Source organism: Nocardia otitidiscaviarum NBRC 14405 (assembly GCF_000308635.1).
GTDB classification, from domain to species: domain Bacteria; phylum Actinomycetota; class Actinomycetes; order Mycobacteriales; family Mycobacteriaceae; genus Nocardia; species Nocardia otitidiscaviarum.
On sequence record NZ_BAGD01000196.1, the window covers coordinates 1 to 247 of the forward strand.

The window sequence follows — 247 nt, forward strand, 5'->3', positions numbered from 1 at the left end:
CGCATAGCGATATTGATCTGCTGGTGACCGTGACCGTGCGTCTGGATGAAACCACCCGTCGTGCGCTGATTAACGATCTGCTGGAAACCAGCGCGAGCCCGGGTGAAAGCGAAATTCTGCGTGCGGTGGAAGTGACCATCGTGGTGCATGATGACATTATTCCGTGGCGTTATCCGGCGAAACGTGAGCTGCAGTTTGGCGAATGGCAGCGTAACGATATTCTGGCCGGCATTTTTGAACCGGCGAC

General features: G+C 55.5%; 1 pseudogene. It reads left to right on the forward strand.

The features are described 5' to 3' along the window. A pseudogene (locus ON31_RS29320) lies at positions 1–247 on the forward strand (nucleotidyltransferase); the annotation flags it as partial.